This is a genomic window from Salinibacterium sp. ZJ450 (genome assembly GCF_011751885.2).
Classification (GTDB): domain Bacteria; phylum Actinomycetota; class Actinomycetes; order Actinomycetales; family Microbacteriaceae; genus Ruicaihuangia.
This window is the reverse complement of the sequence record NZ_CP061771.1, coordinates 1,501,368-1,524,645: the sequence shown is the minus strand read 5'-3', so window position 1 is coordinate 1,524,645 and position 23,278 is coordinate 1,501,368. Positions and strand designations below refer to the sequence as shown.

Sequence of the window (23,278 nt, the reverse complement as noted above, 5' to 3'; positions counted from 1 at the left end):
TAGTCTGAAATTAGGTGGCCGAGGGGTGCCGAACCCTCAGGCGCGCCCGCGTGTCGCGAATCGTTACTGATACTTGTCCCCCCAGCTTGTCACGAGCTGAATCAGGCGGGTCGGAACACGGCGATAGTCGGTGCGGAGACATCGAATTCTCCGGCCAACGCTGGGTCGGTCTGGCGGATCAGCTCGGCGAGCACCCGCGCCTTCTGGGCGGAGCCGTCGGCGCTGCCCCAGCTGACGCTCTGGCCCACCCCGTCGAGCACCAGCGTCACGTCGTCCTTGCTGCGCGCGGTCACCGCGTCGATGCGCCCGCGCAGCTCGGTCGGCACCGCGAGCAGCACCTCGACCACCGACTCGAACGCGGCGCTGTCTGCCGCGTGCCCGCCGACGTCGATCACGGGCACCCCGTCGACGCGGGTGTCCGAGGTGGCGATCACCACGCCGGCGGGGTCGACCAGGTCGAAGGCGGCTCCGCTGTTGATCGTGCCGATCGGGTCGCGCTCGGTGATCCTGACCACCAGGGTGTCCGGCGGCACGGCCTCGGTGACGAAGCTGCGGATCACCGGAAACGCGCCGAGCTCATCTTGCACCCGGCCGAGGTCGATCAGCGCGAGCGGCGTGCCCAGTTGATCGTCGATCGCGGCGCGCACCTCGTCGGCGCTGACGCGGGTGGCGCCCTCGATCTGGATGTTGCGAAGCGCCAGCGCGGGCGAGAACACCGCGATCACCACGGCGATCAGGAGAACCGCGCCGGCGCCGCCCGCGGTCGCCAGGATCGCACGGCGGCGCCTGGTGCGCCGGGTGAAGCGACGCACCTCGTCGCGTTCGTAGCGTTTGCGTGCGGCCTCGGCCCGGCGCAGCTGACGGCGCGCGGCGCGCTCCGCGGCGGCGGCCGAGGGCTCACGGCTGCCGGCGGGCTTGCGGATCCGCGGCATCCGCGGCATCCGCCGCCCCGTCGCTGCCTGCGGCGTCCCGCGCTCGCTCGACTGCGGGGTGGACGGCGGGGTCGCCTGCCCGGTCGCCGGGGTCGGCGCAGCTGCCGGTTCCCTGCGGCGAGACGGCGCGGGGGAAGCTTGCCGGTCGAATCCCTGTGGTCGCTTCACTGGATGGGGCGTCCGGTGCTCTACTCAGCCTGCTGGGGCTTGGCCTGCAGCGCCTCGAGAACCTGCGGGATGATCCGGTACACGTCACCACAGCTGAGGGTCATGATGATGTCCCCGTCCCGGGCAACGGATGCCGCCCGCTCGGCGGCCTGCTGCCAGTCGGGCAGGTAGTCCACGTGGCTGGCGTCGGCGAAGCGGTCGGAGACGAGCGCGCCGGTGACCCCGGGCTCCGGGTCTTCCCTGGCCCCGAACACGTCGAGCACGACGGTGTGGTCGGCAAGCTTCTCGTAGGTTTGGGCGAACTCGCCCGCCATCAGCCGGGTGCGGCTGTACAGGTGCGGTTGGTGCACCGCGATGATCCGGCCGGAGCCGACCACCGAGCGCGCGGCCGACAGCGCCGCGGCCACCTCGGTCGGGTGGTGGGCGTAGTCGTCGTAGACCCTCACCCCGCGCACGGTGCCGTGCAGTTCGAACCGGCGCCCCGTGCCGCCGAACACGCTGAGCGCGCGCATCACCCGGTCGGGGTCGAAGCCGAGGCCGACCAGCACGGTGAAGGCACCGGCCGCGTTGATGGCGTTGTGATGCCCGGGAACCGCGAGCGTGCTGGTGTAGTCGACGCCCTGCCAGGACACCGTGAAGGTGACGGGGCCCTCGGCGACGATCGAATGAACGCGGGCATCGGATGTCGCATCCTCACCGAACGTCAGCACCCGCTTGTCCGGGTGCTCGCTCCGCAGCGCCTCGGTGACGCGCACCGCTCCGGCGTCGTCGCTGGATACCACCACGAGCTCTGACGCCTTGCCGGCGAACTGCACGAACGCCGCATCGAAGGCCTCGTGCGTGCCGTAGTGGTCGAGGTGGTCGGCATCGACGTTGGTAATCAGTGCCACGGCGGTGTCGTAGAGCAGGAATGAGCCGTCGGATTCGTCGGCCTCGACCACGAACAGCTCGCCTGAGCCGGATGCCGCGGACACGCCGAGCGTCTGGATCACCCCGCCGTTCACGAAGCTGGGGTCTTCGCCGAGCTCGATCAGCGCGGTCACGAGCATCCCGGTGGACGTGGTCTTGCCGTGCGCGCCGGCCACCGCGATCAACCGTTGCCGGTTGATCAGCCAGGCCAGGGCCTGCGAGCGGTGCAGCACGGGGATCCCGGTGCTGAGCGCGCGCTGGTACTCGGGGTTGTCCTCCCAGAGGGCGCCGGTGACCACGACCGTGTCGGCGTCGCCGACGTTCGCCGCGTCGTGGCCGATCGACACCGTGGCGCCGGCTTCGCGCAATGCGAGCACCGTGTCGGTCTCGCGCAGGTCGGATCCGGTGACGGTGTGACCGGCGCCGAGGAACAGTCTGGCGATTCCGCTCATGCCGGAGCCGCCGATGCCCACGAAGTGCACGGCGCCGAGTTCGGCAGGGATCGGGGTGGAGAAATCGGGCTTGATCATCGCTTTCTAACCTACGCGTCTGCCCACGGCTTCAGCGACCAGGTCGGCCATCCGGTCGGCACCGTCCCGCACGCCGACCGTCGCCGCCCTCGCCGCCATGTCGGCGATGCGGTCCCGCCTGCGCAGCAGCGGAACCAGCTCGGAGGAGACCCAGTCCGGGGTGAACTCGGCGTCGAGCACCAGGCGGGCTCCCCCGGCCGACACCATGTCCTGGGCGTTGAAGCGCTGTTCGCCGTTGCCCACCGGGTACGGCACGAAGATCGCCGGAGTGCCGAGGGCGGCCAGCTCGGTGACGGTCGCGGCGCCCGACCGGGACACGGCCAGGTCGGCGACCGCCAGGGCCAGTTCCATCCGGTCGCAGTAGGGCATCAGGTGGTAGCCGGCCAGTTGGGGATCCTCGACCGGCGCCTTGGCGCCGGTGATGTGCAGCACCTGCCAGCCCGCGCCGAGGATCAGCGGGACGGCGGCGCTGACCGTGGTGTTGATCCGTCTGGCGCCGCTCGATCCGCCGGTGACCAGCAGCACCGGTTTGCCCGGGTCGAGGTCGAAGAACCGCAGCGCTTCGGCCCGTGCCGCGGTCTTGTCCAGCCGCTCGATCTCGGCGCGCAACGGCATGCCCACCAGCCTGCCGTGGCGGAGCTTGGTGCGGCGGAAGGTGGTGCCGACGAAGCGGCTGAGCAGGCTGCCGAGCCGGTTGGCGATGCCCGGTTTGGCGTTCGCCTCGTGCACGGCCAGCGGGATCTTCTCCTGCCAGGCCGCGAGATAGCCGGGCGGGCAGGCGTAGCCGCCGAATCCGACCACGGCGTCCACGCCGTACTCGGTCAAATAGCCCCGGGTCTGGGCGACCGCCCGCAGAAACCGGCGAGGAAATCGCAGCGCGGCGGCGTTCAGTTTGCGGGGGAACGGCAGCCGCGGGATGGTGAGCAGCTCGTAGCCGCGTTGCGGCACCAGCCGGGCTTCCAGGCCCTCCTTGGTGCCGAGCACCAGGATGCGGGCATCCGGTTCGCGTTCCTGGATGCGGTCGGCGACGGCGAGCAGGGGGTTGACGTGGCCGGCGGTGCCTCCGCCGGCGAGCAGGTATGTGGTCATCGTGCTGGACGGTTCCTGGCTGCGGTGTTTCGCTGGGCGGCGGCGAGACGCGACCGTTCTGCAGGGGTCATCGGATCGGTTCCACCGTTCTTGTCTGGCTGTGTTCGAGCGAACGAGAGTACAACACCAATCGCAAGGAGCGTCGCGATCAGCGCTGACCCGCCCGATGAGACCAGGGGCAACGGCACCCCGAGCACCGGCAGCACTCCGAGCACCACGGCGATGTTGACGAACGCCTGCCCGATCACCCACATCAGCACTCCGCCGGTGACGATTCGGGCGAATGGGTCGCGGGTCTGCCGCATGATCCGCACGAATGCGACCGCCATCACCACGAACAGCAGCAGCACGACCACGGCGCCGACCATTCCCAGCTCCTCGCCGATGATCGAGAAGATGAAGTCCGTCTCGGCGTGCGGCAGCCACGACCATTTGGTCTTCGAGTTGCCGAGCCCGACGCCGAACAGTCCGCCGGAGGCGAGCGCCCAGGTGCCGTGCTGGATCTGCCAGCACTCGTTGAGGTAGTCGTCGATGCCGCACCCGGACAGCCAGGCGTCGATGCGGGCGCGGCGGGAGGAGCTCAATTGCGCGAACAGCAGACCGAATGCGACGATTCCGGCCAGCGGCAGGGCGAGGAAACGCAGCCGGACGCCGGCGAAGAACAGCGACCCGAACACGATGCCCAGCATGATCACGGCGGTGCCGAGGTCGTTGCCGAGCAGCACCAGGCCGATCGCCAGAATCGCGACCGGGGCGATCGGCAGCGCCACGTGGCGCCAGTCGCGCAGCAGTTCGCGCTTGGTGGAGAGGATGAAGCCGAGCCAGACGCAGAGCGCCAGTTTCACCAGCTCGGAGGGCTGCACGGTGAAGGCGCCGAGGTCGAGCCAGTTGCGGTTGCCGCCGTAGCCGTAGCCGAGCCCGGTGAAGACCAGACACTGCATGATCAGGGTGAACACGACCGCACGCCAGGCCCACTTCTTCCAGAAGAATGCGGGCAGCCGGGAGACCACCAGCATCAGCGGGATGCCGATGAGCACGTACAAGCCCTGACCGGTGAACTCCGAGAAGGCGTCGTCGCTGGTCTTCAGCGCGGTGACCGATGACGAGGACAGCACCATCACCAGCCCGAAGATGGTGATGAACAGCGTGGTTCCGAGTAGCAGGAAGTAGTTGCCGGTTTCGGCCGCGAAGATCTTCTTCACCGCGACCACCGCGGTGGGTGCGGCCCGCCTCGGTTCGGACGCCGCCGCGGACGGCGCCAGCTCGTGCTGCTCGGGCCCGCTAGGGCTGGGGCGGGAGGGGTGGCGAGGTGGGATGTTCATCGTCTCCCCCTTCCGATAGTTCTCTGACTGCGTCGGCGAATCGGCGACCGCGGTCTGCGTAGTTGATGAACTGGTCCATCGCCGCTCCGGCCGGTGCCAGCAGCACGACGTCACCCGGGCGGGCGACGCCCGCTGCGAGCCGGACGGCCGCGGGCATCACCTGACTAGTGTCAGCCTCGTCGACCTCGAACAGGGGCAGCGTCGGGGCGTGTCGTTCGAACGCGCTGCGCAGCGCATCCCGGTCGACGCCGATGATGACGGCGGCGCTCAACCGCGGAGCGTGACGGGCCACCAGATCGTCGACATCTACGCCCTTGAGCAGCCCGCCGACGATCCAGACGACCGAGTCGAACGAGGTGAGCGACGCGTTCGCGGCATGCGGGTTGGTGGCCTTGGAATCGTTGACAAAGAGCACCTCGGCGATGGTGGCTACATGTTCGGTGCGGTGTTGGTCGATGCGGAAGCTGCGCAGCGCCTCGTGGATCACCGCGGGTTCGACGCCGATGGATCGGGCGAGCGCCGCGGCCGCGAGCACGTTCGCGACGGAGTGCGGGGCGCCAAGGCCCACCGTCTGCAGCTCCGCGAGTGTGGTGAGCTCTAGCGCGCTGTGCTGCCGGTCTTCGAGGAAGGCCCGGTCGCACAGGATGCCGTCGACGATGCCGAAGTCGCTCGGCCCTGGCGCGCCGAGGTCGAAGCCGATGGCGCGTGCGCCGTCCACGACATCCGCGTTCTCGACCATGCCGCGCGTCACAGGGTCGGCCTTGTTGTAGACGCAGGCGACCCTGGTGTTCTCGTACACCTTGGCTTTGGCGGCCCGGTATGCGCTCGCGGAGCCGTGCCAGTCGTAGTGGTCGTCGGCGATGTTCAGGCAGACGCTGGAGTGCGGGTAGAGCATCCCGCCGGGGTTTCGGTTGATCCAGTGCAGTTGGAAGCTGGAGAGTTCGATCACCAGCACGTCCCAGCCCTGCGGGTCGCGCACGGCATCCAGCACGGGAACGCCGATGTTGCCGGCGGGCGCCACCCGGAGGCCGGAGCCGAGGATCATCGAGGCGGTGAGCTGGGTGGTGGTGGTCTTGCCGTTGGTGCCGGTGATGCAGATCCACTCGGCGGGCCGGCCCACCTTGTCGCGCAGCCGCCAGGCGAGTTCGATGTCGCCCCAGATGGCGGTGCCGCTCCGCTCGGTCCACAGCACCAGTGGGTGGTCGGGACGGAAGCCGGGAGACACGATGGCCAGTTCCGGGTCGAAGCGCTCCAGCTCCTCGGGGACCATGCTGATCTGGCCGGGCTCCAGCAGTCGTGCGCCGATGATGTCGAGCAGTTGCCGGTGCTCGTCGGAGACCTGTGAGGCGATGACGAACACGTCTGCGCCGAGTTCGACGAGGGTGTCGGCTACCGCGAAACCGGTGACGCCGGCGCCGTAGACGGCCACTCGGAGTCCGCTCCAGTCGGAATGCCAACTGGTCAGGTGCGCCAGGCGATCGGCAAGTTCAGGGTTCACGATGTGCGGATTGCCCATTCCAGGTAGAAGAGCCCCACGCCGCTCGCGACGAACAGGCCCGCAATGATCCAGAACCGCACGACGACGGTGATCTCCGCCCAGCCCTTGAGCTCGAAGTGGTGGTGCAGCGGGCTCATCAGGAAGATGCGCTTCCCATGGGTCAGCTTGAAGTAGATGCGTTGCAGGATCACCGATCCGGTGACGATGACGAACAGGCCGCCGATCAGGATGATCAGCAGCTCGGTGCGGGTCAGCACGGCCAGTGCGGCCAGCGCGCCGCCGAGGGCGAGAGAGCCGGTGTCGCCCATGAACACCTGAGCCGGCGAGGTGTTCCACCAGAGGAACCCGATCAGCCCGCCGACGATGGCGGCGGAGACGATAGCGAGGTCGAGCGGTTCGCTGGTCTCGTAGCACTTGTATGCCACGGATGCGTGGGCGCCGCCCACGCAGGACTGGTTGAACTGCCAGAACGCGATCAGGATGTACCCGGCGAATGCGAGGATCGAGGCGCCGGTGGCCAGGCCGTCGAGACCGTCGGCCACGTTGACGCCGTTGGACGCGCCGAGGGTGATCATGACCACCCAGATGACGTAGAGCACGCTGCCGATGACGGTGCCGAGCAGCATGAAATCGAGCGCGTCGATGTCGCGCACCCAGGAGATCGCGGTCGATGCCGGGGTGTCACCGTTGCGGTCGACCAGGGTGATGGAGAGCACCGCGAACACGGTGCCGACGACGGTCTGGCCGATGATCTTGGCCCACGGGGTGAGGCCGAGGCTGCGCTGGTTGCGGGTCTTGGTGAAGTCGTCGATGAACCCGACCAGTCCGAGGCCCACCATCATCAGGATCACCAGCAGGGCCGAGGCGGTGACCGGTCCCCCGCCGATGGCCTGGCCGATGGCCTTGCCGACGAAGTAGCCGACCACGGCGCCCAGCACGAAGATGATTCCGCCCATGGTGGGCGTGCCGCGCTTGGAGTGGTGCGACTTCGGGCCGTCGTCGCGGATGAACTGGCCCCACTGCAACCGCTTGAACAGTCGGATGAACAGGGGGGTGAGCAGCAGGGTGAAGAGCAGTGAGACGGCGCCGGCAGTCAGCAGCGCGATCATGAGGTGGACTCCGACAGGCCGCCGATGCGGTCACCGAGGAAGCGCAGGCCAGCGGAGTTCGAGGACTTCACCAACACCACATCGCCCGGCCGGAGTTCTTCACTCAACAGATCGTACGCCTCGTCTGCGCTCTCAACGAGGACCGACTCCCCGTCCCATGAGCCCTCGAGGCCCGCCGCGTTGTGGATGTGCCTGGCCCGGTGGCCGACCACGATGAGCTTGCGCACATTTAGCCGCACGGTGAGCCGGCCGATCCGGTCGTGCTCCTCGTCGGCGAACTCGCCGAGCTCGGCCATCTCGCCGAGGACGGCGACCGAGCGTTGTTCCGGGGTGACGATCTGCGCGAGCGTCTTGAGCGCGGCGGCGGTGGAATCGGGGCTGGCGTTGTAAGCGTCGTTGATGACGATGATGCCGGGTGATGGGGTCAGCACCTCCATCCGCCAGCGCGCGGCTCTCGCCACGTCCTCGATCGCCGGGATCGAGCGGTCGAGCGGGATGTCGAGGGCGGTGGCGACCGCGATGGCGGCCAAGGCGTTCATCACGTGGTGTTCACCCAGGATGCGCAGCTGGACCCTACGGCGGTCGGTGCCGCTGACCAGGGTGAACGAGGTTCCGGCGGCGGTGGCCTCCACGTTCTCGGCGCGCGGGTTGGCGCTGGACGCCAGGCCGAACCAGCGCACGCTCGCGGCGGTCTGCTCGGCCATCCGCACCACCCGGCCGTCGTCGGCGTTGAGCACGGCGATGGCGGTGGCCGGCAGGCCGCGCACGATGGCCGCCTTCTCGTCGGCGATCGCGTCGACGCCGCCGAAGTTGCCGGCGTGCGCGAGGCCCACCTTCAGCACCACCGAGATGTCGGGGGTGACGATCGACATCAGATGGCTGATCTGCCCTGTGCCGCTGGCCCCCATCTCCACGATCAGGAAGCGGGTGTCGTAGTCGACCCGCAGCATCGACACCGGGGCGCCGACGTGGTTGTTGAATGACCCGTGCGGGGCGACGGTGGGTCCCTCGGCCTCGAGCACGGCCCGCAGCATGTTCTTGGTGGTGGTCTTGCCGTTGGATCCGGTGATGGCGATCACGGTCAGGGTGCCGCGCTCCCGCACCCGGGCGACGACGCCGCGGGCGAGGGCGGCCAGCGCCTGGTAACCGTCGGCGACCACCAGTTGGGGCACCGCCAGCTCGAGCGGGTGGTCGACCACGATCAGTGCCGCTCCGGCATCGGCTGCGGATGCCGCGAACAGGTGCCCGTCGGTCTCCTCACCGGGCAGGGCGAAGAAGATCGAGCCGGGCTCGACCAGGCGTGAGTCGGTCTGCACCGACCCGTCGACCATGGTCTCGGAAACCGCGGTCTCGGACTGCGCGGTCTCGGCGCTGGTGGCGGCCGGCAGCAGCAGCTGTCCGTCCAGGAGTGCGGCGACCTCGGCGAGGCTGAGCGCGATCACGCGTCCCACCCGGCTTCGCGCAGCGCGTCTCTGGCTTCATCCCGCGCCGAATACGGCACCCGAACCCCTTCGATGTCGCGGTAGTCCTGATGGCCGGGGCCTGCCCAGAGAATGGTGTCGCCCTGCTCGGCCAGCGACACGGCGTGACGGATGGCCTGCTTCGGATCGGCGATCTCGTACAGCGGCTTGTCAGGGGCGGCTTCCCGCGCGGCCTCGACCAAGGTGGCGCGGATGGTGTCGGGATTCTCGAAGCGCGGGTGGTGGTCGGTGACGATCACCACGTCGGCGAGTTCTGCGGCAACCCTGGCCATCCCGGGACGCTTGGTCTGGTCACGGTCGCCGGACACGCCGAACAGCATGATGACCTTGCCGGTGGTAAACCTGCGCAGCGCGGTGAGGGTGCGTTCGAACGCGTCGGAGCTGTGCCCGAAGTCGACGTACACCGAGGGGCCGGTGTCGCCGGACACTCGCTCGGTGCGGCCGGGCAGGTACGCGTCGATTCCGCCGTGGCCCTCCAGCGCGTGCGCGATGGCCTCGAGCTCGAAGCCGGCCTCGACCAGCATGACGATCGCCAGCGCGGCGTTGGCCGCCATGTGCCAGCCGATCAGTGGCACCCGGGTTCGGAGGCTGCGGCCCTCCGGGCCGGTGAGTACGAACTCGGTGTACGCCGGGTGTTCCTCGGTGACGGTGACCGTCCATTCGGCGTCGCGTCCGGGTGTGGCCGACACGGTGGTGACCGGGATGCGGCTGCGCTCCACCACTTTCTCGCCCCACTCGCTGTCGAGCGACACCACGCCGCGGCGGGCGTAGTCGGGGTCGAACAGCGCGAGCTTCGCCTCGAAGTACTGCTCCATGGTGCCGTAGTCGTCCAGGTGGTCGTGGCTGAGGTTGGTGAACCCCGCCACGTCGAAGACGATCCCGTCGACCCTGTGCCGGCTGAGCGCCTGGGCGCTCACCTCCACCACGACCGCGCGCACCGCGGCCTCGCGCATGCGGGCCAGCAGCGCGTGCAGCTCGCTGGCTTCGGGCGTGGTGAGCTTGCTGGTGATGCTGACGTCGCCGATGTGACGCTCGGCGGTGGAGCTGAGACCGGTGACCAGGCCCAGCTGCTTCAGCACCGCCTCGAGCAGGTAGGCGACCGAGGTCTTGCCGTTGGTGCCGGTGATGCCGAACAGCAGCGGCGGTTCTTCCCTGGTGCGGTACACCCAGGCGGAGATCTCGCCGAGGGCGGCGCGCGGAGAGTCGACCAGGATGACGGGCAGCCCGCTGGATTGCGCGAATTCGAGGCCGGCGGCATCCGTCATGATTGCCACCGCTCCCCCGTCACGGGCGGCGATCGCGTGCTCGGCGCCGTGGCTGTGCTGGCCCGGCACGCCCACGTACAGGTCGCCGGGGTGCAGGTCGCCGGTTGACAGGGTGACGCCGGTGATCTCGATGTCGAGCGGTCCCTGATAGTCCAGGCCGAACTCGTCCACCAGTCCGGCGAGAGATCGGGGTGACGGATGCTCCGGACGTAGTACCGGGGGGATCCGATCAGTCACAGCGTCTTCTTTCTTACCAGGTTGTCGGCAGATTGGGTGCGGGTTCTGTCGACGGGGGAACCCGGTACATCGTGAGTACCTGGGTCATGATCTTGCGGAAGGTCGGCGCCGCGGCGGCCGACGTCTTAATCGTATCGGGCTTGCCGTAGGTCACCACCACGGCGAACTGTGGGTCCTCTGCCGGGGCGAGTCCGGCGAGCGAAACCACGCGATCGTTGGTGTAGACCCCGCCCTCGGCCACCTCCGCCGTTCCGGACTTCGCCGCCACCCGGTAGCCGGGAATCTGCAACTGGTTGCGCAGCGATCCGCCGGTGACCACCGTCTCCATCATGTTCACCGCGCTGTCCGCCGCGTACTCGGAGACCACGTGCGTGGGCTCACCGGCGGGCTCGGTGACGGTGCCATCCGGCGCGGTGCAGCTGGCGACCAGGGTCAGCGGCATCCGCTCTCCGTTGTTGCCGAGCGTCTGGAAAATGCTGGCGATCTGAGCGGATGTCGCGGAGACACCCTGCCCGAACGAGATGTTGGCCGACTGGGTGACCCCCCAGTCGTCGCCGTGCGCCAGGATGCCCCCGGATTCGCCGTTGAAGCCCACCTCGGTGCGGCTGCCCAGGCCGAACTTCTTCAGGTAGTCGTAGCGCGCCGAGTCGCTCATCCGTTCACTCAGCATCGAGATTCCGATGTTCGAGGACTGCTGGATGATGCCGGCGGTGGTCCACTGCATCGTGGGGTGTGCGAAGGCGTCGCTGATCACGTCGCCGGAGGAGAGTTCCAGGGCGCCGGGCACGCTGACCTTGGTGTCAACGTCGGCGAGCCCCGCGTCGATCAGCATGGCGGCTGACATTGCCTTGAAGGTCGACCCCGGCTCGTACGGGGTGGAGAACGCGCGCGATCCGAGGTCGATTACGTTGGAGGCGTCGACGTTGTTGGGGTCGACGGCCGGGTAGTCGGCGAGGGCCATCACATGGCCGTCGCTGACCCGCACTACCACCGCGGTGGCCCAGTCGGCGCCGATCGCCTGCGCCTGCTCGCTGATGCGCTGCTGGGTGAACCACTGCAGGTCGAGGTCGATGGTGAGCTGCAGGGTGCCGCCGTCGATCGCCTGCTTGGAGGTCACGGTGCTCCCGGGGATCTGCACGCCGTCCATGCCGCGCTCGTAGGTCTGCGACCCGTTGGTGGCTTCGAGGCAGTCGTTCTCGCTAAATTCCAGCCCGGCCTGCGGTCCGTCGGTGCCGATCCAGCCGACCACGTTGCCGGCGACCTGCCCGTTCGGATAGGTGCGGCTCGGGCGGTTCTCGTAGTAGAGCCACGGCACCTTCAGAGCCCGCACCGCCGCCATCTGCTCGGCGGTGATGCCCTTCTGGATGTACATGAAGTTGGCGTCGGGGTCGGTGGCGAGCTGGTTCTGCACGGCGGCCTGCAGCGCCGCGACATCCGTGCCGAGCGTCTCGGCGATCTCCTTCACCACGTCGAGCAGCGGCACGGTGACGCGGGTGTTGTCCTCGAGTTTGCGGATGACGTCGCCCATGTTCTGCGGCGATGCGGTCACGTCGTAGCGCATCACGCTGTCGGCGAGGGCGACCCCGTTGCTGTCGAGGATGTCGCCGCGGGACGCGTAGGTGGTGACTCCTACCGACCGTTTGCCCTCGGATTGTTCGTTCAGTTCCTCGGCCCGCACGACCTGGATGTCGACGAGCCGCACCATGAACACCGCGACCAGGGCGAAGATGGCGATCAGGGTGATCGACGCTCGGACCCGAGAGCTGCGCGGTGGATTCACGGAGTCGTTCCTTCGGTCTGCGTGCGGGGCTGCGGTGGCGCTGTGCTCCTAGCGCGTGGTCGGAGCGGGCAGCGTGGTCGGGGCCGACGCTGTGGTCGGGGTTGACGCTACCGAGCCGGTGCCGGGTGCCGTGGCAGGCGCGCCAGCCGCGGGTGAGCTCGCGGCGGGGGTGCTGGTGATCCACGGTCCGGCCGCGGGCGCCTGCGCTGCCACCGGGGTGCCGGGGGCTGCGGTGCCGGGGGCTACCGCGCCCGGCAGGCCCTGGCCGGCGAGGTCGACGCCCTCGAGCAGGGAGTTCGCCACCAGCAGGCTGCCGCCGGCTCCGATCACACTGCCGCCCGCCGCGGTGGCCGGGGTCGGCGTGCCGAGCACGGCGCCGTCGGCGAGGCGCAGGAAGGCGGGGTTCGCGTTGCTCACCATGCCGAGTGATTCGGCGCTGGCGGCGAGGTGCTGCGGGGAGTTGAGCACGTCGAGCTGTTCGGTCAGCGTTCCGGCGGTGCGTCCGAGTTCCTTCTGTTCGGTCTGCAGCGCGGAGATCTGGTAGGCGCCGTCGCTCAACACGATGCTGATCAGCAGTTGCGCGATCAGGATGGCGAAGACGCCGGCGATGGTCACCAGGGCGTAAACGGTGCGCGGCCGCGCGCGACGCTGCTGCCGGGTCGGCGCCACCTCGATGCGGCGGGTGGGCGTCTCGCTCGGCTGCGGGTGCCGGTCGGGCAGCGCGTAGGCCAGATTGCTGTTCATTCGGGCCTCACGATTCGGGTTGCGGCGCGCAGCCGGACGGGTGTGGCGCGCGGGTTCGCGGCCTTTTCTTCTTCACTGGCGAGTTCGGCGCCTCGCACGAGCAGCCGGAACTCTGGTCGGTGCTCCGGCAGTTCCACCGGCAGTCCGGCCGGAGCCGTCGAGGTTGAGCGCGCCTGCAGGGCACGTTTGACGATGCGGTCCTCGAGCGACTGGTAGGCCAGCACCACGATGCGGCCGCCGGGTTCGAGCGCGTCGAGCGCCGCCGGGATGGCCCGCTGCAGCACCGACAGTTCCTGGTTCACCTCGATGCGCAGCGCCTGGAAGACCCGCTTGGCCGGGTGCCCGGCGCGCTGCAGCGCCGCCGGCGTCGCCCTGGCGATCACGTCGACGAGGTCGGCGGACCGGGTGAAGGGCTGCTCGGCGCGGCGTTCCACGATCTTCTTGGCGAACCGGGGGCTCAGCTTCTCTTCGCCGTACTCGTAGAAGATGCGGCGGAGTTCCGCCTCGCTGTACTCGGCGAGCACCCGTTCGGCGGTGAGCTCGGAGGTGGAGTCCATCCGCATGTCCAGCGGGGCGTCCTTCGAGTATGCGAAGCCGCGTTCCGTGCGGTCCAGCTGCAGTGACGAGACCCCGAGGTCGAAGAGGATGCCGGACACGGTGTCGACGCCGACGGAGTCGAGCGCCTCGTCGATGCGGTCGTACACCGTGTGCACCAGGCGGGCCCTCTCGCCGAACGGGGCAAGCCGCTCCCCCGCGATGGCGAGGGCCTCCAGGTCGCGGTCCAGACCGATCACGGTCAGTTCCGGGAAGCGGGTGAGCAGCGCTTCGGTGTGACCGCCCATGCCGAGGGTCGCGTCGATGGCGACGGCGCCGGGCTTGTCGATCGCCGGGGCGAGCAGTTCGATGGTGCGGTCTAGTTTGACCGGGGTGTGGATGTCGTTGCTCATGAGTACCGGGTGGGCTCCTGATCACTGATCCCCATCCATTCCGACCTGACACCGGGGAAGTGTGTCAGGGCGTTGCGAACGGCTGGGAGTCAGCGGCCAGGCGCTAGAAGAGTCCCGGAATCACCTCCTCTTCCGTGTTCGAGAAGGCTTCTTCCTTTTCCTGGTAGTAGGCGTTCCATGCGTCGGTCGCCCAGATCTCGGCGCGGTTGCCCGCACCGATGACGGTGAGATCGCGGTCGAGGCCGGCGTACTCACGGAGGTTGGCGGGGATGGTCACCCGGTTCTGCTTGTCTGGCACCTCATCGCTGGCGCCGGACAGGAACAGGCGCAAATAGTCGCGGGCCACCTTGCTGGTGAGCGGGGCCTGGCGGATGCGGTCGTGCTGTTCCTCGAATCCGCGGTTGCTGAACACGTAGACGCAGCGTTCCTGACCGCGAGTGAGCACCACGCCGGCGCTCAGTTCATCGCGGAATTTGGCCGGCAGGATGATGCGCCCTTTCTCGTCGAGTTTGGGGGCGTATGTGCCAAGAAACACGAGCGCTCTCCCCCCACTGTGTGGCCCCCCGGTTCAGGTGCACTCCACATTACTCCACTTTCAACCACACATTCAAGGTTTTCGAGCAATAATGTCCGATTTTTCCGGCGCGATCCCCCAGATTACGGGGCAATTGGTGGTGGAGGGAAATGGAGTAGTCGTGCCGAGCGGAGGCACAAAAAAAGGCCGACCCGAAGGTCGACCCTTGTTTTGTTTCACCCGCTCCTCCGGTAGAAGGCCTCAGTGGAGGAGGGTGGAGTGCCTGATGGAGCGGTTACCCGTGGTCGTCGTTGCGGCGATCCCACCTGGCATTGAGATTGTCCATAAACGATCCGCTACCCTTGCGCTTCTTCGCGCCAGGAGCGGCGGCGTCTTCCGGGGCCAGCCCGCGTCGGGGCGGCGAGAAGATGGTCAGCACACCGGCGAACATCACGACGAAACCGAGCACGCCCACCAGCGGTTGCTGAACTATGACACCCGTGACGAGAACCCCGATGCCCAGCAGGGCGAGCAGCACTCCGACGACGAGAACCGTGTAGTTCGGCTTCCCTCGTCGACCGCCGACCGTCGCCACGAAATCGGCATCGTTCTGATAGAGGCTGCGCTCCATCTCGTCAAGGAGCCGCTGCTCCTGCTCAGATAGTGGCATCTCGTACCCCCTTTGAGGCTCGGGTTGGACGCATGTATGACTCTCAATTGTATGCGTGCCCGCGCGGCTAGGCTAGGCGAATGGCTGAGAGTACGCGGTTAGTTGATCTGGTGCAGGCTGAACTTGACCGGTTTCTCGATGATCGCGCCGACCACCTGGCCGAAATCGCCTCAGAACTTCAGCCTTTCACCTCCTTCGCCCGGGAGCTGCTGCGCGGCGGCAAGCGATTCCGTGCCTTGTTCTGCTACTGGGGTTGGCAGTCCGTCACCGGGGTGGACGCCGACTTCGACCCGCTGCACGACTCCGCCGGGCACGCCGACCTCCCCTCTGTCGTGCTGGCCGCGACTGCCCTGGAGATGTTCCATGCCGCGGCCCTGGTTCACGACGACATCATGGACAACTCGGACACCCGGCGTGGGCTCCCCGCGGCGCACCGCCGATTCGAGGCGCTCCACCGCGATGGCCAGTGGCTGGGCCCGCACCAGGCCTTCGGACAGTCGGGGGCGCTGCTGCTCGGCGACCTGCTGCTCGGCTGGAGCGACGAATTGCTCGACTCCGGCCTCGCGACGCTGGCCAGCCGGGATGCGGCGATAGCCGCCCGCGCGGAGTTCAGCCGGATGCGCACCGAGGTGACGGTCGGGCAGTACCTCGACATCCTCGAGGAGAAGGCCTGGCGCACGCACCCCGACACCGAGCACCTTGAGCGGGCCGAGCGCGTGATCACCTACAAGACGGCGAAGTACAGCATCGAATCGCCGCTGACGATCGGTGGGGCGCTGGCGGGCGCGAGCGCCGATCAGCTGGCGTCCCTCCGCGCGTTCGGGCTTCCGCTCGGCATCGCCTACCAGTTGCGCGATGACCTGCTCGGGGTGTTCGGCGACGCGACGGTGACCGGCAAGCCCTCTGGCGATGATCTGCGCGAGGGCAAGCGCACCGTGCTGATCGCCCTGGCCCGTCCGCATCTTCCGTCAGGCATGCGGAACACCCTTGACGAGCTGCTCGGCGATCCCGATCTGGACGCCGAGCAGATCACCATGCTGCAGACGGCGATCCGCGAGAGCGGCGCCGTGGATCGGGTGGAGCGAGTGATCGGTCAGAACGTGCGGGCGGCCACGGAGGTGCTCGTCGACGCGCCCCTGTCCCGGGCGGCACGCCGCATGCTCGGCGAACTCGCCGAGACGGTCAGCCGCCGAGACGCCTAAGGACCGAGGCGCCTAACGACGGAGGCGCCGGAGCATCAGCCCAGCGCCTGGGCCACGCGACGCACCTCGGCCTTACGCCCGGCGAGCAGCGCGTCGATCGGTGCCGTGCCCAGGCTCGCTTCGTCGGCCAGCAGCCACTGCATGGCTTCTTCGTCGGTGAAGCCGGCGTCCGCGAGCACGATCAGGGTTCCGCGCAGCTCGCTGAGCGGCTCGTTGTCGACGATGAATTGGGCGGGAACCTTCAGCACACCGTCGACGCGCACGGCGAGCAGGGAGTGTTCCTCGATGAGGCGGCGCACGCGGCTCTGCGAGACACCGAGCACCTCGACGAGTTCAGGAATGGTCAGCCAGGTAGACGTGGTGGGGAGATCAGTCACGCTCTAAGCCTGCCACGACAGCGGCACCTGCCCCACAGTCCCCGCATGTTACGAACAGGTAAACCCGTTTAACTCTGGCCACACTAATTGACTTGCCTACTTATCTGTGACAGCGTGAATCAGTCGCCATCCCCTTGATGGCGGCGATCTCGGGGCCGGGAGTAAGACGGGGAAGCTGATGACGCAGAGTTTCGACAGTGCGACACCGCAAGACGAATCACCCACGAACGCGCATCGCGTGTTCGCCGGACTCGCCCCCACCCAGCTGCCCGCCGACCGGTCTCGTGAGCAGGTCAAGCGCACGCGCAGCCTGCTGAACACCGTGCCGATCGTGCTCGCCGGAAGCGTGGCCGTGTCGATGAACATGACGGCACCCGTCACCGAGGCCGAGATCCAACCGCGCGTGGACAGCGTGAAAACGAGCGCCAGCCAGCTGGGCAAGCAGATCAAGCAGGCCATCGTCTCGGCGGGGGCCGCGGTGAAGCCGGCATCCATCAGCACCGGCGCGTTCGCCACCGCCGCTGTCGCTCCGTCCACATACAAGGTGGCCGCCGGTGACACGGTCTCCTCGATCGCCGGCCGGTACGGCCTGTCGACGGCATCCGTTCTGGCGATGAATGGTCTCGGGTGGAAGTCGGTGATCTTCCCCGGCCAGGTGCTGAAGCTCGCGAGCGGCGGGGCGGTAGCTGCACCGGTGGCTGCGACACCCGCCCCGTCGACCTCTGACCGCTACACCATCAAGCAGGGCGACACGATCGGCCGCATCGCGTCGAGCTTCGGCGTGTCGACGCAGGCGGTCCTCAGCGCAAACGGCCTCAGCTGGTCGAGCATCATCTACCCAGGCCAGACCCTCGCCATCCCCGGGCAGGCCCTCGCCATACAGACCGTGTCCAGCGTGCAGAAGACCCCGGCGGCCACCGCTGGCAGCCACGTGATCCGCTCGGGCGACACCATCTCGTCCATCGCGAAGAAGTTTGGGGTGAGCCTGTCGTCGCTGCTGCGCGCCAACAACCTCTCCCCCTCCAGCATCATCTACGCGGGCCGCTCGCTCGTGATCCCGGGCGCAACGCCGGCCGCGGTCCCGTCCAGCCCGACTCAGACCGGCACCACCGTGACCAAGCTGTCCGAAGAGATGCGCACGAACGCCCGCACCATCGTGCGGGTCGGCCAGGACCTGGGCGTTCCGGATGCCGGCATCGTGATCGCTCTCGCTACCGCTATGCAGGAATCCAGCCTGCGCAACCTCAACTACGGCGACCGCGACTCGCTCGGACTGTTCCAGCAGCGCCCGAGCGCGGGCTGGGGCACGCCAGAGCAGATCATGAACCCCACCCACTCCGCCCGGTTGTTCTACGGCGGCGACTCTAACCCGAACTTCGGCGTGACCCGCGGTCTGCTCGAGATCCCGGGCTGGCAGTCGATGACGCTGACGCAGGCTGCGCAGGCGGTTCAGATCTCGGCGTTCCCCGACGCGTACGCGAAGTGGGAAACCAGCGCCCGTGCCTGGTTCGCCGATCTGCGCTGACACAACTCTGGAGGGCCACCGGCGTTGTTGCCGGAATCATCAGGTGGCCGACCCTAGACTCGACGAGTGAGCACGAATCTGACCGACCCGATGATTGGCCGTCTTATCGACGGCAGATATCAGGTTCGATCACGCATTGCGCGCGGCGGAATGGCCACCGTCTACCTCGCCACCGATCTGCGTCTGGATCGGCTAGTGGCGGTGAAGATCATGCACCCGCACCTCGCCGACGACACCCAGTTCAAGGAACGCTTCATCCAGGAGGCCCGCTCGGCCGCCCGCCTGGCGCACCCCAACGTGGTGAACGTGTTCGACCAGGGCCAGGACAGCGACTCGGCATACCTGGTGATGGAGTACCTGCCGGGCATCACCCTGCGTGACCTGCTCGACGAGTACGGCAGCCTCACCTCAGAGCAGACCATGGACATCATGGAGGCGGTGCTCTCCGGTCTTGCCGCGGCGCACAAGGCCGGCATCGTGCACCGCGACCTGAAGCCCGAGAACGTGCTGCTCGCCGACGACGGCCGCATCAAGATCGGCGACTTCGGCCTTGCCCGAGCGGCCAGCAATAACACCGCCACCGGCGCGGCGCTGCTCGGCACTATCGCCTACTTGTCGCCCGAACTGGTGACCCGGGGCGTGGCAGACACCCGCAGCGACATCTACGCGGTCGGCATCATGCTGTACGAGATGCTCACCGGCGAGCAGCCGTTCAAGGGTGAGCAGCCGATGCAGATCGCCTACCAGCACGCCAACGACTCTGTTCCGTCGCCGAGTTCGAAGAACCCGAAGGTACCCGCCGAACTCGACGAGATCGTGCTCTGGGCCACCGCCCGCGACCCGGAGGAGCGCCCGCGCGACGCCCGGGAGATGCTCGAGCAGGTGCGCGATACGGCACAGTCGCTGCAGTCCGCGCTGCCCACCGGCGCCACCGCCACCCAAAAGACCCTGGTGCTTGCCCCGCTCGTCGCGGCGAACCCGGATGCCGAGACCCAGGTGATCGGCCAGACCACGCGTCAGCCCACCGGCCCGGTGGCGACCGACAGCGCCTCAACCCTCGCGGTGTCATCGCGCAAGCGTCGCAAGAAGGGCTGGTGGCTGTTCGCTGTTGTGCTGCTGCTCGCCGCTGTCGCGGGCGGCGCCGGCTGGTACTTCGGTGCCGGCCCCGGTTCGCAGGTGAGAGTGCCGGATTCCATCCTGAACGTTTCACCGGAGGAGGCCACCCAGGCGCTCACTGAGCTGGGGCTCGAGGTGGCCGAGCCATCCGGATCAATCGACTCCCCCACCGTTGCCGTCGGCCTCGTCGCCGGGTCAACCCCTGAGGTGGGTGCCACCCTGAACCGCGGTAGCGCGGTGACCCTGTTGCTGTCCACCGGCCCCAAGCCGATGCCGTTGCCCGCCCTGGTCGGCACGATGGAGGAGGACGCCAAGGCCGAGATCGACGGCGAGTTCACCTACGCAGGGTCGACATACCAGTTCACCGATTCGGCGGCAGGTCAGGTGCTCGACGTGCTCGGCGCCGACGGGGCGAGCATCGCCGCCAATCCCGAGTACGGCGAGCTGCAGCCGATCACCCTGGTCGTCTCGAAGGGACCGATTCCGGATGTCTCCGGCCAGTCGGTCGACGAGGCCATCGCCACCCTGGCCGCCGTCGAGCTCACCGCGACGGTCGGCGGCACCGAGGCCAGCGAGTCGATCGACCGCGACCTGGTCATCCGCGCCCAGCCCCGGAATGACGCCCCGGTTACCCCCGGCAGCGAGCTCACCCTGATCACCTCCAGCGGCCTGCCGCAGGTGAAGGTCCCGAACGTCGTCGGAATGACCTGGGGCGAGGCGCGCAAGGTCTTGCAGGACGCCGGATTCGAGCTGAGCTACAACCGGATCGCCGACGCGCTGCCGGGCGGCTTCGAGGTGGAGGGCACCGACCCACCAGGCGGCGACTCCGTCGACAAGGGCTCGACGGTGTCTGTGCGTTTCGTCAACCCGTTCGACTGACCCAGGAGACCGACTCATTCGCATGTCCGCGTCATCGCCTGAGCTCGCGCCGTCGACATCCGTGCTGACCGACGCCGAACGGCGCAGGCTGACCCGCCGCCCCAGCGATCGGGCCATGATCGCCGTGCTGGCGGCGGCCGGTCTCGTCGCCGCGTTCATGCAGACCCTGGTGGTGCCGGTCATCCCGCACCTGCCTGAGCTGCTCGACACCACCTCGGCCGATGCCCAGTGGGTGCTCAGCTCCACGTTGCTTGCCGCCGCGATCTCCACCCCGATCAGCGGGCGCCTCGGCGACATGTACGGCAAACGCCGGATGGTGCTGGTGCTGCTCGGCATCCTGGTGATGGGGTCGCTGATCTCTGCGCTGTCCGTCACGCTGATTCCGATGCTGATCGGCCGCATCCTGCAGGGAATCTCGCTCGGCGTGATCGCCCTCGGCATCAGCGTGCTGCGTGATGTGATCCACCCGAAGAACCTGGCGGGGGCGGTGGCGCTGGTCAGTGCCACCCTTGGAGTGGGCGGCGCGGTGGGGCTGCCGCTGGCCGCGGTGATCGCGCAGAATTTCGACTGGCACCTGCTGTTCTGGCTGGCCGCGCTGCTCGGTGCCGGCAGCTTCGTGCTGGTGCTCAGCATCATCCCGGTCAGCACCCTGCGCACCGGCGGCAGTTTCGACTACGCGGGAGCGGTCGGGCTGGCAATCGGTCTGACCGCGGTGCTGCTGGCGGTGTCCAAGGGCACGGAGTGGGGCTGGACCAGCCCGGTGACGCTCAGCATCCTGATCGGCGGGGTCGTGGTCCTGGTGCTCTGGGGCTTCTACGAGCTGCGGCGCACCGACCCGCTCGTCGACCTGCGGGTCACGGCCAGGCGGCCGGTGCTGTTCACCAACCTCGCGTCGATCTCGGTGGGTTTCGCCTTCTTCGTCACCTCTGCGGCGTTGCCCGTGCTGCTCGAGTCCCCCACCACCGGTGGGGTGGGCCTCGGTCAGTCGCTCATCACCACCAGTCTTTGCCTGATGCCGGGCGGCTTGGTGATGTTCCTGGTCTCGCCACTGGCCGCGCGCCTGTCGGCGACGAAGGGACCGCGCGTCAGTCTGATCCTCGGTAGTGCGATCATCGCCTGCGCGTTCGGGCTGGGCTTCCTGCTGATGAACGAGGTATGGCAGGTGCTGCTGCTGTCGACGATCGTCGGCGCCGGCACCGGCTTCGCGTACTCGGCGCTGCCCACGCTGATCATGCACTCGGTGCCACCAACCGAGACGGCCGCGGCGAACGGCCTGAACTCGGTGATGCGCACACTGGGGTCCACGACATCCGCCACCCTGATCGGCATCATCCTCGCCACGCAGACCATGCCGGGCGCGGATGGGCCGCTGCCCACCGCACAGGCGTTCCACACGATCTTCTTCGTGGCCGCCGGGGTGGCGCTGTCCGGCGTGCTGCTCGCCCTGTTCATCCCGCGACGGGAACGGCAGTACGAGCACACCGCGAGCATCCCGGTGCACACAGGAATGGTCCCGGTACAGACCGGGACCACCCCTGTGCAGAGCGCGGGCTAGCGGGCGGAGAGCTCTTCGGCCACCAGGAACGCCAGCTCGAGCGACTGCATGTGGTTCAGGCGCGGGTCGCAGAGCGACTCGTACCGGGTGGCCAGGGTGGCCTCATCGATCTGCTCAGACCCGCCGAGGCACTCGGTGACGTCGTCGCCGGTGAGCTCCACGTGGATGCCGCCGGGATGGGTGCCGACGGCGCGGTGGGCCTCGAAGAAGCCCTTCACCTCGTCGACCACGTCATCGAAGCGGCGGGTCTTGTAGCCGGTCGGCGTGGTAAAACCGTTGCCGTGCATCGGGTCGGTGATCCACAGCGGGGTGGACTCCAGCTCCTTCGACGCCTCGAGCAGCGGCGGCAGGGCATCGCGAATCTGCCCGGCGCCCATGCGGGTGATGAAGGTGAGCCGCCCGGGTTCACGGTTCGGGTCGAGCTTGTCCACCAGCTGCTTCATCGTCTCGGCGGTCGCGCTCGGGCCGAGCTTGACCCCGATCGGGTTCCGCAGTCGCGAGAAGAAGTCGATGTGCGCGCCGTCCAGCTCGCGGGTGCGCTCCCCGATCCAGAGGAAGTGGGCCGACGTGTTGTACGGCGTGCCGGTGCGAGAGTCAATCCGGGTCATCGGGCGCTCGTAGTCCATCAGCAGGCCCTCGTGGCTGGAGTAGAACTCCACCCGCCTCAGCTCGTCGAAGTCGGCGCCTGCCGCCTCCATGAACTTGACGGCACGGTCGATCTCACCGGCAAGACCCTCGTAACGGCGGTTGGCCGGGTTCTCGGCGAAACCCTTGTTCCAGCTGTGCACCTGGCGCAGGTCGGCGAAGCCGCCCTGGGTGAACGCGCGAATCAGGTTCAGCGTCGACGCGGCGGTGTGGTAACCCTGCACCAGCCGATTCGGGTCTGCCATCCGCGACTCCGGGGTGAAGTCGTAGCCGTTGACGATGTCGCCGCGGTAGGCCGGCAGGGTGACGCCGCCGCGGGTCTCGGTGTCGCTGGAGCGGGGTTTGGCGAACTGCCCCGCCATGCGACCCATCTTGATGACCGGCATCGAGGCACCGTAGGTGAGCACGACGGCCATCTGCAGGATCGTCTTCACCCTGTCGCGGATCTGGTCTGCCGTCGCTCCGGCGAAGGTCTCGGCGCAGTCGCCGCCCTGCAGCAGGAACGCCTCGCCACGCGCCGCCTGCGCGATGCGAGAGCGCAGCACATCCACTTCACCGGCGAAAACCAGCGGCGGGAGGGTCGCGATCTCGGCGGATGCCGCGCCGACCGCATCCGGGTCTGGCCACTGTGGCTGCTGTTTCACCGGCAGGGTCCGCCAATAGTCGAGACCGGAGACCACGTCGGGATCGGCAATGACTATTGGTTCGGACAGATGTACCACGGGTGTTTCCTTCAGATCGGAATGGGATGCGGGCGTGACACGCCCGCAGCCAGCCTAGCCGA

General features: G+C 68.2%; 19 protein-coding genes. 4 read left to right on the top strand and 15 right to left on the bottom strand.

The window, feature by feature from the left end:
• Nucleotides 1–101: 101 nt before the first annotated feature.
• From HCT51_RS07215 to HCT51_RS07155, 13 genes are all read right to left on the bottom strand, one after another.
• Nucleotides 102–1,100 carry an FtsQ-type POTRA domain-containing protein gene (locus HCT51_RS07215; protein WP_224760723.1) on the bottom strand — a complete coding sequence of 333 codons (999 nt, stop codon included), beginning with the start codon at nucleotides 1,098–1,100 and terminating at the stop codon, nucleotides 102–104.
• 20 nt (nucleotides 1,101–1,120) lie between these two features.
• The gene (murC, locus tag HCT51_RS07210) at nucleotides 1,121–2,539 is read right to left on the bottom strand and encodes a UDP-N-acetylmuramate--L-alanine ligase (RefSeq protein WP_166872432.1); all 1,419 of its coding nucleotides are present in this window, start codon (nucleotides 2,537–2,539) and stop codon (nucleotides 1,121–1,123) included.
• 6 nt (nucleotides 2,540–2,545) lie between these two features.
• Nucleotides 2,546–3,628, bottom strand: a complete 1,083-nt coding sequence (gene murG / locus HCT51_RS07205) for an undecaprenyldiphospho-muramoylpentapeptide beta-N-acetylglucosaminyltransferase (protein ID WP_166872435.1) — start codon at nucleotides 3,626–3,628, stop codon at nucleotides 2,546–2,548.
• Nucleotides 3,625–4,950 (bottom strand): putative lipid II flippase FtsW, encoded by a 1,326-nt coding sequence (ftsW, locus tag HCT51_RS07200; RefSeq protein WP_166872438.1) that lies wholly within the window; start codon nucleotides 4,948–4,950, stop codon nucleotides 3,625–3,627. Before ftsW ends, murG begins: the two co-directional genes overlap by 4 nt.
• Nucleotides 4,910–6,466: a UDP-N-acetylmuramoyl-L-alanine--D-glutamate ligase gene (murD, locus tag HCT51_RS07195; RefSeq protein WP_166872441.1), complete on the bottom strand. Its 1,557-nt coding sequence runs from the start codon at nucleotides 6,464–6,466 to the stop codon at nucleotides 4,910–4,912. The genes ftsW and murD overlap by 41 nt, the downstream gene beginning before the upstream one ends.
• A complete protein-coding gene (mraY, locus tag HCT51_RS07190) occupies nucleotides 6,445–7,557 on the bottom strand; it encodes a phospho-N-acetylmuramoyl-pentapeptide-transferase (RefSeq protein ID WP_166872444.1) in 1,113 nt (370 codons plus the stop codon). Before mraY ends, murD begins: the two co-directional genes overlap by 22 nt.
• On the bottom strand, nucleotides 7,554–8,999 hold the full coding sequence (locus HCT51_RS07185) for a UDP-N-acetylmuramoyl-tripeptide--D-alanyl-D-alanine ligase (protein ID WP_191413872.1): 1,446 nt from the start codon (nucleotides 8,997–8,999) through the stop codon (nucleotides 7,554–7,556). The genes mraY and HCT51_RS07185 overlap by 4 nt, the downstream gene beginning before the upstream one ends.
• A complete protein-coding gene (locus tag HCT51_RS07180) occupies nucleotides 8,996–10,540 on the bottom strand; it encodes a Mur ligase family protein (RefSeq protein ID WP_166872447.1) in 1,545 nt (514 codons plus the stop codon). The genes HCT51_RS07185 and HCT51_RS07180 overlap by 4 nt, the downstream gene beginning before the upstream one ends.
• 13 nt (nucleotides 10,541–10,553) lie before the next feature.
• Nucleotides 10,554–12,320 carry a peptidoglycan D,D-transpeptidase FtsI family protein gene (locus tag HCT51_RS07175; RefSeq protein ID WP_224760722.1) on the bottom strand — a complete coding sequence of 589 codons (1,767 nt, stop codon included), beginning with the start codon at nucleotides 12,318–12,320 and terminating at the stop codon, nucleotides 10,554–10,556.
• Between the two features lie 48 nt (nucleotides 12,321–12,368).
• Complete coding sequence (gene ftsL, locus HCT51_RS07170; RefSeq protein WP_166872451.1) at nucleotides 12,369–13,064, bottom strand: cell division protein FtsL; 696 nt, start codon at nucleotides 13,062–13,064, stop codon at nucleotides 12,369–12,371.
• Complete coding sequence (rsmH, locus tag HCT51_RS07165) at nucleotides 13,061–14,011, bottom strand: 16S rRNA (cytosine(1402)-N(4))-methyltransferase RsmH (protein ID WP_166872454.1); 951 nt, start codon at nucleotides 14,009–14,011, stop codon at nucleotides 13,061–13,063. Before rsmH ends, ftsL begins: the two co-directional genes overlap by 4 nt.
• Before the next feature lie 103 nt (nucleotides 14,012–14,114).
• Nucleotides 14,115–14,546 carry a division/cell wall cluster transcriptional repressor MraZ gene (mraZ, locus tag HCT51_RS07160; protein ID WP_166872457.1) on the bottom strand — a complete coding sequence of 144 codons (432 nt, stop codon included), beginning with the start codon at nucleotides 14,544–14,546 and terminating at the stop codon, nucleotides 14,115–14,117.
• Between the two features lie 274 nt (nucleotides 14,547–14,820).
• Nucleotides 14,821–15,195 carry a DUF3040 domain-containing protein gene (locus HCT51_RS07155; protein ID WP_166872460.1) on the bottom strand — a complete coding sequence of 125 codons (375 nt, stop codon included), beginning with the start codon at nucleotides 15,193–15,195 and terminating at the stop codon, nucleotides 14,821–14,823.
• Nucleotides 15,196–15,275: 80 nt separating this feature from the next.
• On the opposite strand from HCT51_RS07155, the gene HCT51_RS07150 reads away from it, so the two are divergent.
• A complete protein-coding gene (locus HCT51_RS07150; protein WP_166872463.1) occupies nucleotides 15,276–16,397 on the top strand; it encodes a polyprenyl synthetase family protein in 1,122 nt (373 codons plus the stop codon).
• Nucleotides 16,398–16,432: 35 nt separating this feature from the next.
• Here HCT51_RS07150 and HCT51_RS07145 read toward each other — a convergent pair whose 3' ends face one another.
• Nucleotides 16,433–16,774, bottom strand: a complete 342-nt coding sequence (locus tag HCT51_RS07145) for an Rv2175c family DNA-binding protein (RefSeq protein WP_166872467.1) — start codon at nucleotides 16,772–16,774, stop codon at nucleotides 16,433–16,435.
• A 178-nt stretch (nucleotides 16,775–16,952) separates the two neighbouring features.
• Here HCT51_RS07145 and HCT51_RS07140 point away from each other — a divergent pair, with 178 nt between their 5' ends.
• The 3 genes from HCT51_RS07140 (at nucleotide 16,953) to HCT51_RS07130 (ending at nucleotide 21,849) form a co-directional block, all read left to right on the top strand.
• Nucleotides 16,953–18,299, top strand: a complete 1,347-nt coding sequence (locus HCT51_RS07140) for a muramidase family protein (protein ID WP_224760721.1) — start codon at nucleotides 16,953–16,955, stop codon at nucleotides 18,297–18,299.
• Nucleotides 18,300–18,365: 66 nt separating this feature from the next.
• On the top strand, nucleotides 18,366–20,294 hold the full coding sequence (gene pknB, locus HCT51_RS07135; protein ID WP_166872470.1) for a Stk1 family PASTA domain-containing Ser/Thr kinase: 1,929 nt from the start codon (nucleotides 18,366–18,368) through the stop codon (nucleotides 20,292–20,294).
• A 22-nt stretch (nucleotides 20,295–20,316) separates the two neighbouring features.
• A complete protein-coding gene (locus HCT51_RS07130) occupies nucleotides 20,317–21,849 on the top strand; it encodes an MFS transporter (protein ID WP_166872473.1) in 1,533 nt (510 codons plus the stop codon).
• On the opposite strand, the gene HCT51_RS07125 is transcribed toward HCT51_RS07130, so the two are convergent.
• The gene (locus HCT51_RS07125) at nucleotides 21,846–23,216 is read right to left on the bottom strand and encodes a class II 3-deoxy-7-phosphoheptulonate synthase (RefSeq protein WP_166872476.1); all 1,371 of its coding nucleotides are present in this window, start codon (nucleotides 23,214–23,216) and stop codon (nucleotides 21,846–21,848) included. The two genes, HCT51_RS07130 and HCT51_RS07125, sit on opposite strands and share 4 nt — an antisense overlap.
• Between the last annotated feature and the right edge of the window lie 62 nt (nucleotides 23,217–23,278).